The organism is Parafilimonas sp. (genome assembly GCF_047606085.1).
GTDB lineage: Bacteria > Bacteroidota > Bacteroidia > Chitinophagales > Chitinophagaceae > Parafilimonas.
This window is the reverse complement of record NZ_JASGEX010000211.1, coordinates 36,355-46,850: the sequence shown is the minus strand read 5'-3', so window position 1 is coordinate 46,850 and position 10,496 is coordinate 36,355. Positions and strand designations below refer to the sequence as shown.

Sequence of the window (10,496 nt, the reverse complement as noted above, 5' to 3'; positions counted from 1 at the left end):
TTCGTACAAGTTTGTTTTTTCAATGGTCTCATGCCTGTCCCGAACTTGCTTCGGGAGAACCTCGCTATGTACCTGCCTCACCGGCAGGCAGGCATTCCCCTCCCGAAGCTGGTTCGGGACAGGTTGTGTGAGAATAATTATCATGCTCGGTTTCATTGTTATCTGTTACTAATCCGGTAAATGACAGAATGCTTCAATTGCGTTATGATTTTTTCAATCAGGCAAACGCCCAACAAAACTGCCTGGTATCAGGAAAGCCACTTCAATATTTCCCTGCCCCTGCTTTTAAAAGCAGCAGTTTCGTTATTGAAACCAGTTTCAATAACCAGCTTTAATTCGTTTTTAATTTCGGGATAATGTTTGGAAAGATTATATAAAGTAGTTAGCGAAAATGCTTTTATAGCAACAGGTGTTGAAGGCGATTCAATTAATTCAAAACAGTTATTCATTAATTTGCCATGCAGCGTTTCAGGTATTTCAATCTGCTGAAGAATGCGCACACTGTTTCTTATAACAGCATCATGCACATCTTTGCGCTGCAATACTTCAACGAGGTTTTGTACATAAGGCTGAATAAGCGCAGGGTTTTGTGTCGCTGCCCAGCTTACGCTCCATGCGGCGCGTTGCGCAAGCCTGTATTCCTCTGATAAAAAGCATTGCATCAATTCTTTAAAATATTCAGGTGAGGAGCATGCATAGGCTGTAATCTTTAAAGCCTGCTCTTTATTATGATTTTTTTCTTTTAATAATTCTTCGCGAATGTTCATCCCAATTCCAAGTTACTACTTCCCAGTTCCTTCTTCATCCTCCGCACTTCATCTTCATCAACAGAAATGTTATATAATGTTTCCTGCATGCCAGCATTCACAAACTCCATTTCGGAAGGCATATTTTTTCTTGCTGATGAATGTAATTCAACAGCGCCGGTATAATCTGCAAGCTGTTTAATGTTAGCGCTTCGTACACCGCTTCCGGGCATAATGATGATCCTGCCATCTGCTTGCTCAATTAATTTTTTAATAAGCGCTTTCCCGTTAAAAGCATTGGGTACCTGGCCGCTGGTAAGTATGCGCTGGCAGCCACAGTCAATAACCTCTTCCAGCGATTGCAGCGGGTCTTTTACCCTGTCGAATGCACGATGAAAAGTAACGTCAAGCGGGTAAGCCAATTCAACCAAACGTTTTGTTCTCTCCTTATCTATGCCTGCATCTTTATGCAGCATGCCAATTACAAGGCCTTCAAATCCCAGATCTTTGCATAGCAATACATCTTTCCGCATCACTTCAAACTCATCATCTGTATAAAAAAAATCGCCGCCTCTTGAACGGATAATAGGAAAAACAGGAATTGATATTTTTTCCCTTACCCTTTTTAAGGTTCCGTAAGACGGCGTGGTGCCGCCATCGTAAGGGTTCTCGCATAATTCAATTCTGTCAGCGCCAGCATTTTCGGCAAGCAAAGCTGATTGAATATTAAATACAGCGATCTCAAGTGTGAAGCCCACGGCCCCTGAACCCCCGTCCCCTGAAGGGGAGTAATAAGTGTATATAAAGTTTAGCTTCATAAAAAATACGCAATCTTTTTCTCTCTTTAGGGCTGGGGCAATAAATATTTTGAATCAATGAGCGCATTATGATCATCCGCGTAGCAAACGGCATAATTAAATCCTTTCTGAATGGCGTAACCGCCATAATTTCCCTGCTTGTTAATAGCGATAAATGCAACCTGTATGTTCTTCAGTTCCTCCGTGGTATGCCTTTTCATAATTCTTTCAGCAGCAAATTTGCAGGCGTCTTCCGGCGCCATGCCATGCCGCATAGCTTCCACAACGATATGCGTGCCGCAAACTTTCATTACTTCTTCGCCCAGGCCTGATGAAACGGCAGCGCCCACCTCATTATCCACAAATAAACCGGCGCCAATTATTGGCGAATCGCCCACCCTGCCATGCACCTTAAACGCCATGCCGCTGGTTGTGCAACTGCCGCTTACATTTCCCTGCGCATCTATAGCTATCATGCCGATGGTATCGTGATTAAAAGCGCCATTGCTTAAACGCATGGGCGGCGCTGCAAAGGCACTCTGCCCTCTTGTATGTTCTATATTGATCACAGGTTTATATTCAGATTTTTTAAGCCATTCTTCATACGCTTTTTTAGCATCATCACTAAGCTTGTCCGGTTCAAGCGCAAAACCCTGTTCTACCGCAAACTGTTGTGCGCCGCTGCCGGACAGCATTACGTGTGGCGTTTTTTCCATAACCCGCCGGGCAACAGAAATAGGATGTTTAATTCTTTCCAAAAAACAAACACTGCCGGCATTGCCCTGTTCATCCATAATAGAAGCATCCAGGGTTACATGGCCATCCCGGTCAGGATAAGCATTTAACCCCACACAGCAGTTATGCAATTCCGCCTCGGTTACCATAACGCCCGCTTCCACCGCATCCAACGCCCGGCCATTCTTTTTTAATATTTCCCAGGCTGCTTTATTGGCGCTGATGCCTGCATCCCAGGTAGATATCACCAACGGCTTTTTGCCATTAACATTTTTTACAAAAGCCATGCTTTTATTTGCCGCAAACAGTTTTGGGGCCATTGAAACGCTTAAACCCATTGCGCCCATTTGCAGCAGGCGCCTTCTCTTTATCATAACTTGTTTTTTGCGCGAAAGATACAAAGCGATCATATCTTAAAATAAATTCAAGCATGGAAATTGACATAAAAGAAGCAATAAAAAAATAATGCATTTATACTTTCGGTTAAAGCATTGCTTTTTAAACGAATATTTGTAAAACAACAATTACTATGCGTGTAATTATTATTGGCTGCGGCTTTGCCGGCTTAAAGCTTGCCCGCAACCTCGTAAATAAAGAAAACATAGAAGTATTGATAATTGATAAGAATAATTATCACCAGTTTCAGCCGCTTTTTTACCAGGTGGCAACGTCGGGACTTGATGCAAGCAATATATCTTTTCCCTTGCGTAAAATTTTTCAGAAAGCCAGAAATGTGCGCTTCCGGCTTACGTCATTGCTTGAAATAAAACAGGCTGAAAATAAAATAGTGACCACGATAGGCGCGTTTGATTATGATGTGCTGGTACTGGCTACAGGCGCCACAACCAATTTCTTTGGCAATGAAAAACTGCAGGAAAATGCACTGCCCATGAAGTCAACGGTGGAAGCATTGCAGTTGCGCAACCATATCATCAAAAACTTTGAAAACGCATTGCTTGCAACCAGCAAACAGGAACGCGAACTATACATGACCTTCGTTATTGTGGGCGGCGGCCCTACAGGCGTTGAGCTGAGCGGCGCCATTGCTGAAATGCGCAAGTATATTTTGCCGAAAGATTATCCCGAGCTTGATTTTTCGGAAATGAAGATCATACTGGTTGAAGGCAGTCCCAAAACACTGGCCGTGATGAGTGAACAAAGCAGCGAAAAAAGCCGGAAGTATTTAACAGGACTGGGCGTAACCGTAGAAACAAAAACCACGGTAAAAGAATATGATGGCACGACAGCCGTTTTATCAACGGGCGAAACCATACAAACCACAACCTTGTTATGGGCGGCCGGCATAAAAGGCAATGTTCCGGCGGGCATTGAGGCCTCACTTATTGTAAAAGGCAACCGCATACAGGTAGACCGCTATAATAAAGTGGAAGGCACAGAAAATATGTATGCCATTGGCGATATAGCCTGCATGGAAACGCCGCAATATCCGCATGGCCATCCGCAACTGGCAAACGTGGCTATTAACCAGGGAAAAAACCTTGCGGCTAATTTAATACACCAGGTTAATGGCAATAAACATTTGCAGGCGGAATTTGAATACCACGATAAAGGCACTATGGCTACAGTGGGCAGAAATCTTGCCGTGGTGGATATACCCATACCCAAACCCAAACTGCATTTTGGCGGATGGTTTGCCTGGCTTATATGGATGAGCCTTCACCTGATGCTGATATTAGGCGTAAAGAACAGGGTGCAGATATTTATAAACTGGCTGTATAAATACTTTACTTATGACCAGAACTTACGGCTGCTGATACGAACCGCTTTCAGGGAAGAAGACGAGGTTAAATAAGGCTGATTATACGAATTTTTAAATATCAATCTTCGCGTATTGGCATGCGTTTCTACCCTTTTTTGTTAAGTAACTCAGCAGCTCTTTTTAAACGTTCGGCATCCTTTTCACCCTTAGCCTTGATTTGTTCTGCAGAAAACGCGATAACTTTTTCCTTTATCTGCCCAAAAGCTTTTTCAGGAGACATATCAATCAGCATAACAGGTTCAACAGAATTTTCCCAACCATCAATGTCCAATATTTGAGAGAGAACAATTCTTTTATCGTTCATAGGGAATTTTTCTTTGTAGAAATCAAGCATCTGTCCAAATGAAAATTTTCCTGATAAAATGGCAATATCCACATAATCTTTTTTCTCTTTCCTGTGGCAGATCGCATCCAGCTTAAAGGCGGCTATATCTTCCAGGCTTGCTAAACGCACTCCGCCTTCCTGTTTTACAGGGCGAATAAATTTTACAGCCCAGTTATACAAGTCGAGCTTTCGCATATCGGCAGGGTTGCCGTGTAATGGCAAACTGCAACTGAAGCCATGCTTCTTTTCATCCAGTAATATTATCCCTGGGTTATATTGAAGAATAGCGTTTTTTACCTCGAAAATGTCAAAGGAACGATCTGTAAAAAAATCAAGGTCATCTGATTTCCGATGACCAATTTGAAGTGACAGTGAAGTGCCGCCAACCAGAACGAAATTTGATAATTCGTGTAACCGGCAAAGATCCTGAAGAACTTTATATAATGCGGGATCAATTGTGTTTAAGTATAACATACGCCTTAAAGCCTTCTAAAGGGAGACCTAATAAAGCATGTGCTAAAAAAAGTCCCTGACGGTTAAGATATTTATTGCTTTGTAAAATGTTTCCGGTTTCTTCTTTCCCGTATAAAACAATAGTGGAAAGAACGTCATCCAGTTTTCCCCTTTCAAATATCCTTGGCACAATAAACCTTTTATCCCTTGCAATATCCAGGGCTTCGGGATTTACATCCCAAAAGGCGTACCGGGGCAATGGTAATATATCTTCTGTTCTTTTCACGATTTTAAAATTACTGCAATTTCAGGAATAACACTTTTCCGGGCTGATTTAACAAAATAAAGTGTTGCCTCAACTGGCGGGTATGCCAGACACTAATCAAACGCTGCATGCTTTGCGGCAGATGCCGGGGATATTGCTTATAAATATGATAAACCATGCTTTATACAATTTTTTAGAATTCCTAATTAATTAGTTTTATTCCTAATTTATTAGTAGTGACATTGCATAATAATTTGAATTATGGTAAAACTGGCTAAACGCGAAGAGCAGATCATGCAGGCTTTTTGGGAATTGAACAAAGCTTTTATAAAAGAGATTATTCCGCGATTGCCTGACCCCAAACCACATTATAATAGTGTGGCAACCATTGTAAAAATTCTGGAAGATAAGGGATTTTTAGGCCATGAAATAATAGGAAACCTATATCAATACTATCCTGTCATCAGCAGGGAAGATTACCAGAAACATACAATGAAAGATATAGTTGTACAGTACTTTGGCGGTTCCTATCCGCGCATGCTTGCTTTTTTTGCCAAAGAGCAAAACTTAAGCGAAAAAGAACTGAAAGAAATTTTTAAAATGATAAAATCAAACAAATGATACCATATATCATTAATGTAGGATTGATCTTAACAGGATGCCTTGCTTTTTATAAATTTCTATTACAAAAGGAAACGTTTTATAACTTAAACCGGTATATGCTGATAGCTTGTTTAGTGATTTCATTTAGTTTGCCCTTGCTGCATCTGCCCAAGCAATTGTCCTTTAGAAAACCTGCCGTAGCTGCTATTAAAATAAACCAAACTCATGCTGCAAACAACATCCGGTTAAATGCGATGCCGATTGCAAATAATGCAGTGCAACAAGTTACTTCTGTTCAAAAAACAGTCAATAGATTTTCATGGAATCAGTTTATAGAATGGATGTTTTGGCTATACTGGTTTGGTGTAATTATTTTTGGTTTCAATTTTTTGATACAAATTATTGCTCTCTTTTACAGAGCGTATAGTAACTCTGTAGTAAGGGATGGAAAATATCGCATTGTGGAAGTTAAAGGTAATAACGCGCCATGCTCTTTTTTGAACAATATCTTTATAAACCCGGGACAATATGAATGGGATGTATATAGCCAGGTGCTACAGCATGAAAAAATTCATATACACCAACGGCACAGTTTGGATATTCTGCTTGCAGAATTGGTACTCATTTTTTAATGGTTTAATCCTTTTGCATGGCAGTATAGAAAAGAGATAGAAAACAATCTGGAATTTCTTACAGATAGCCAAATGATGATACAACACCACGTCGAAAAAGCAAATTACCAGTTAAGTCTTTTAAAAGTATCAGCACCGCATTTCCCGCTTCGCCTTACCACCAATTATAATCAATCATTATTAAAAAAACGCATTGTTATGATGAACGCCAAAAGATCCAGTGTGCATTCAACATGGAAATATTTTTTCCTTTTTCCTTTATTGATATTGTTCGCAAGTGTATTGAATGAACCTGTTGCCACCGCACGAAATACTGCGATTACCAAAACCGAAAAGCATGCCTCACCTACGGACAGCAATATACAACATGAAGGTTATTGGTTTGCCACTATTAAAGGAGATAAAGTCAATCTGCATTTTGCACAAGATGAAAATGATCATCAAAATGAAAGCAACTCAGAATTTTTATTAAGCGATTTCCCGAATCTTCCAAAAAACGCAAAAGGCGATTTTAAACTTACAAGAGAAGCCGGTACTATGAATTTTAATGGCAAGTTTGATAGCAACCAGGGTATGGGAAAATACCATTTTGCACCTGATGCAACATTTGCAAACTTTATGTTTACGCAAGGCATAAGTAAGATAAACGATGATGACCTTATGGCTTTCTTTTTTTGGAATATTACCAAAGAATATGTGAACATGCTGAAAGATGCAGGTTGTACAAACATTCAGAAAGATAACCTGATAGCGCTAAAAGTATTTGGAATTGATAAGCCGTTCATAACTTCTATAAAAGAAAATGGTGTGAAAGATATTCAAGCAAATAAGCTTATTACTTTAAAAGAGTTCGGTATAACAGGTGCTTACGTAAAAGAAATTAAAGATGCCGGGTATAAAGATATTTCTATGGATCAATTAATCACCTTTAAAGCGCAAGGCATTGATAAAACCTATCTTGCTAAATTGCCAAAATCAAATAAAAGCAACAGTCTATCAGCAGATAATGTGCTAAGCTTAAAAACAATGAATGTGGATGAAGCTTACGCCAATTCTTTTAAAGAGGTAGGGTTGGAAAATATAGAACTGCAAACACTGATTAATATGAAAATAATGGGTGTAACAGCCGAATATGTAAAACAATTTAAAGCGATTGGTTATAAAGATATTACCCCAGATGAATTTGCATCTATGAAAATGTGGGGTGTAACACCTGAAGATGCGAAACAATTTGCAGCAATCGGTTATAAGAATATTGCACCAGATCAGCTTCTATCTATGAAAAGACATGGTGTTAAACCGGAATTTGTTAAGTCGTTCAGAGAAATCGGTTACCCAAATATCGAGGTTAAAAAACTGGTTAAACTAAAAATACTTGGCGTACAGCCTGATTATATAAAGTCTTTGAAAGAAAAAAAGGATTATAAAGATATTTCACTGGATGATGCGATTTTTTTAAAAATGCAGAATGTAATTCCTTAATCTTTTACAGCTATTGATATAAAGATATTTCTGTTGGTGATGCTATTGCTTTGAAAATTCATGATGTAACATCTGACTGGATAAAAGAGATGCAAACAAAAGGTTTTAAGTATAACGACATAAATAAATACATTAATCTGAAAATACTCAAATAATATTGTCGGCTTTAAAGTTAAAATCAACATATACTAAATCACTTATCCCTGCCCTTTGTTGGGTGTTGCCTCCCAACAAAGGGTTCCATAAACGAAGCCATCATCATTCATAATCGAGGCTGTATTAAAGAAATTCATAGATCAGCCTTGTACAAACTTGTTGTTTTATATCAGGCTCATTATTTTTCAATAAAACTGGCCTTTATATTCTAAGTAATAATCCGCAACTGCCGATCTCTATATCTTTTACCTTATCAGCATTATTTTACTTTCATATACATTACTTGAAAGCAGAATTAGCCTATATCTGCAAGCGATTTTAAACGATTGGGGAATGTATGAGCAACCACGTTTTTTGGCCCGTATATCCTTTCCATTTAATTGACGCTAAATATTCAAAACATGCATGACAGTAAATTCCTTCTGCTTTTAACAATAATAAATAATTCCTTCTGCCTGTTAAAATTGGAACTCCTATTGTGTTATGCAGTTTTTTATAATAGTTTGCACCGTAAGCCAAAATTTTTTCATTGTCGAACAATCAATCTATTAACGAAAAAGATCTGCTCACAAGAATCGCGGAAGGCGATGAAAACGCCTTTAATGAATTTTATGTAAACACACTTCCTCATTTCACAGGATATGTTTTAAAATTATTAAAATCTGAAGATGCTGCAAAGGAAGTAATACAGGAGGCTTTAATAAGATTCTGGCTCAACCGTGATAAGCTGGAAAGTGTTGAGAATTTACGTGCGTGGTTTTTCAGGATCCTCTCAAATGAATGTTATCGGTACTTGCGCAATTACATGCTGCAAACAACTAATTATACAGAAATATCAAACACGCTCATTAAAAGCAAGAGTGAAAAAGACGGAGTGCGCCAAACAGAGGCAGACGTTTCCTTCCGGGAAATTCAGCAGGAGGTACAAAATATCATTGTAAAACTTTCCCCAAAGCAGCAATCCATTTACCGCATGAGCAGGGAACAAGGATTAACGCTGCCTGAAATAGCCAGCGATTTAGGGGTATCCAGAGATTACGTGAAAAAAACACTTATAACCGCGCTGCGTATTATCCGGCAGAAGCTTAATGAAAGAGGCTTTATTTTCCTATCGTTTTTTTTATAGATTTTTTTTTAAGCAATGACCCCTGTTCTCAAATTCAGAGGTCTTTAATGATAATATCAGGAATGAGTATAGAAAGATTAAAACATTTGTTGGATCAATATGTAAACAACCGGGCAACAAACCCGGAAAAGGAAGAGCTGCGTAAAATGATAAGTGAACCTGCCAATAAGCCTGTGTTTACAGAAGTGATAGCTGAAAATCTTCAATTTGAAAAAAATGAGGAAACAAATCTGGAATCTTTCACCCGGCTTGCCCAAAAAGCCGTTCAGGTTGATAAAGGTGACACTGATGTTGCAGCAATCCCGGTGCGTACTCTTTTTTCATGGCGTTTGAAATGGGTAGCCGCTGCTTCTGTTGTCTTGATAATTGGAACAATAAGCTATTTTTTCTTTGATGGCAGGGAAAGTAGCGTAGCAATAGTTGAGCCCAGGAAAGCCGGGGATATACTGCCTGGTCGCATGGGGGCTGTTTTAACATTGGCCAACGGAAAACAGATATTGTTAGACACAGCTAAAAAAGATTTTGTTATATCTCAGGGTGCATTGGAAACAAAGGTTGTTGGCAGCAGCCTTGTGTATGAAGGCAAGGGGGCGCAACAGGAATTTAATACAGTTTCTACGCCTAATGGAAGGCAATACCAGTTAAAACTTCCTGATGGCACAAGGGTTTGGCTTAATGCTGCCAGTTCTGTGCACTACCCGCTTGCTTTTTCAGGAAACGAAAGGAAGGTTGACATAACAGGCGAGGTATATTTTGAAGTGGAGAAAAATGCCGGAATGCCTTTTATAGTGAATGTAAATAACAAGGCAACTATTAAAGTTACGGGCACACACTTTAATGTAAATGCTTACGATAATGAACCGAACATAACTGCCACGCTTTTGGAAGGCAAAATAAAAATGACGGCTGGAAACCGTGAAAAAGCCTTAATACCTGGGCAGCAGGCCCTGTCAGGAGAAGGAACCGTGTTTGTAAAACCTGCTAATGAAGAAGAAGTGATGGCATGGAAAAACGGTTTTTTCAATTTTGAAAATGTATCTCTTGAAGAAGTTATGCGGCAATTGGAACGCTGGTATGACATAGAGGTAAAATATAGCGGTGCTATACCCGATATTGAACTGGAAGGAAAAATGACCCGAGATGTAACTTTAAATGGTTTATTGAATGTATTGAAAAAGCTGAATGTAAATGCTGTGCTTCAGGGAAGAACGCTTATTGTAACATCATAAATGCCTATTGCTTTAAGCAAAAAAAATTTATGCTATGGAATAAATAATCAACGAAATATTTATTAGGACGCTGAAGAAAAAAACCCGCTTTGGTTGGCTCCCGCTGCGGGTTATAATAATTCGGTTATCTTAAAAAAGGACATCAAACCATAATTTTTTAACAACCA

General features: G+C 39.0%; 11 protein-coding genes. 6 read left to right on the top strand and 5 right to left on the bottom strand.

The window, feature by feature from the left end:
• Positions 1-248: 248 nt before the first annotated feature.
• The 3 genes from QM629_RS19050 to QM629_RS19040 are packed head-to-tail and all read right to left on the bottom strand — an operon-like array spanning position 249 to position 2,652.
• Entirely contained in the window at positions 249-767 is a 519-nt protein-coding gene (locus QM629_RS19050) for a hypothetical protein (RefSeq protein WP_415161496.1), read from the bottom strand.
• The gene (locus QM629_RS19045; RefSeq protein WP_415161495.1) at positions 764-1,564 is read right to left on the bottom strand and encodes a copper homeostasis protein CutC; all 801 of its coding nucleotides are present in this window, start codon (positions 1,562-1,564) and stop codon (positions 764-766) included. The genes QM629_RS19050 and QM629_RS19045 overlap by 4 nt, the downstream gene beginning before the upstream one ends.
• A gap of 26 nt (positions 1,565-1,590) precedes the next feature.
• The gene (locus QM629_RS19040; protein ID WP_415161494.1) at positions 1,591-2,652 is read right to left on the bottom strand and encodes a N(4)-(beta-N-acetylglucosaminyl)-L-asparaginase; all 1,062 of its coding nucleotides are present in this window, start codon (positions 2,650-2,652) and stop codon (positions 1,591-1,593) included.
• Positions 2,653-2,807: 155 nt separating this feature from the next.
• Here QM629_RS19040 and QM629_RS19035 point away from each other — a divergent pair, with 155 nt between their 5' ends.
• On the top strand, positions 2,808-4,091 hold the full coding sequence (locus QM629_RS19035) for an NAD(P)/FAD-dependent oxidoreductase (protein ID WP_415161493.1): 1,284 nt from the start codon (positions 2,808-2,810) through the stop codon (positions 4,089-4,091).
• Positions 4,092-4,143: 52 nt separating this feature from the next.
• On the opposite strand, the gene QM629_RS19030 is transcribed toward QM629_RS19035, so the two are convergent.
• Complete coding sequence (locus tag QM629_RS19030; RefSeq protein WP_415161492.1) at positions 4,144-4,857, bottom strand: nucleotidyl transferase AbiEii/AbiGii toxin family protein; 714 nt, start codon at positions 4,855-4,857, stop codon at positions 4,144-4,146.
• Positions 4,835-5,122 (bottom strand): DUF6922 domain-containing protein, encoded by a 288-nt coding sequence (locus QM629_RS19025; protein ID WP_415161491.1) that lies wholly within the window; start codon positions 5,120-5,122, stop codon positions 4,835-4,837. The genes QM629_RS19030 and QM629_RS19025 overlap by 23 nt, the downstream gene beginning before the upstream one ends.
• A 240-nt stretch (positions 5,123-5,362) precedes the next feature.
• Here QM629_RS19025 and QM629_RS19020 point away from each other — a divergent pair, with 240 nt between their 5' ends.
• From QM629_RS19020 to QM629_RS19000, 5 genes are all read left to right on the top strand, one after another.
• Positions 5,363-5,722, top strand: a complete 360-nt coding sequence (locus tag QM629_RS19020) for a BlaI/MecI/CopY family transcriptional regulator (protein ID WP_415161490.1) — start codon at positions 5,363-5,365, stop codon at positions 5,720-5,722.
• Positions 5,719-6,336 (top strand): hypothetical protein, encoded by a 618-nt coding sequence (locus tag QM629_RS19015; RefSeq protein WP_415161489.1) that lies wholly within the window; start codon positions 5,719-5,721, stop codon positions 6,334-6,336. The genes QM629_RS19020 and QM629_RS19015 overlap by 4 nt, the downstream gene beginning before the upstream one ends.
• Positions 6,337-6,408: 72 nt before the next feature.
• On the top strand, positions 6,409-7,818 hold the full coding sequence (locus tag QM629_RS19010) for a hypothetical protein (RefSeq protein ID WP_415161488.1): 1,410 nt from the start codon (positions 6,409-6,411) through the stop codon (positions 7,816-7,818).
• A gap of 685 nt (positions 7,819-8,503) precedes the next feature.
• On the top strand, positions 8,504-9,100 hold the full coding sequence (locus tag QM629_RS19005; RefSeq protein ID WP_415161487.1) for an RNA polymerase sigma factor: 597 nt from the start codon (positions 8,504-8,506) through the stop codon (positions 9,098-9,100).
• A 62-nt stretch (positions 9,101-9,162) separates the two neighbouring features.
• The gene (locus QM629_RS19000) at positions 9,163-10,329 is read left to right on the top strand and encodes a FecR family protein (protein ID WP_415161486.1); all 1,167 of its coding nucleotides are present in this window, start codon (positions 9,163-9,165) and stop codon (positions 10,327-10,329) included.
• The last annotated feature ends 167 nt before the right edge of the window (positions 10,330-10,496 follow it).

Coding starts and splice junctions, on each gene's coding strand:
- QM629_RS19030 (WP_415161492.1), bottom strand. CDS start 4,857: ATGTTATACTTAAACACAATTGATCCCGCATTATATAAAGTTCTTCAG.
- QM629_RS19000 (WP_415161486.1), top strand. CDS start 9,163: ATGAGTATAGAAAGATTAAAACATTTGTTGGATCAATATGTAAACAAC.
- QM629_RS19040 (WP_415161494.1), bottom strand. CDS start 2,652: ATGATAAAGAGAAGGCGCCTGCTGCAAATGGGCGCAATGGGTTTAAGC.
- QM629_RS19050 (WP_415161496.1), bottom strand. CDS start 767: ATGAACATTCGCGAAGAATTATTAAAAGAAAAAAATCATAATAAAGAG.
- QM629_RS19015 (WP_415161489.1), top strand. CDS start 5,719: ATGATACCATATATCATTAATGTAGGATTGATCTTAACAGGATGCCTT.
- QM629_RS19010 (WP_415161488.1), top strand. CDS start 6,409: ATGATGATACAACACCACGTCGAAAAAGCAAATTACCAGTTAAGTCTT.
- QM629_RS19035 (WP_415161493.1), top strand. CDS start 2,808: ATGCGTGTAATTATTATTGGCTGCGGCTTTGCCGGCTTAAAGCTTGCC.
- QM629_RS19020 (WP_415161490.1), top strand. CDS start 5,363: ATGGTAAAACTGGCTAAACGCGAAGAGCAGATCATGCAGGCTTTTTGG.
- QM629_RS19045 (WP_415161495.1), bottom strand. CDS start 1,564: ATGAAGCTAAACTTTATATACACTTATTACTCCCCTTCAGGGGACGGG.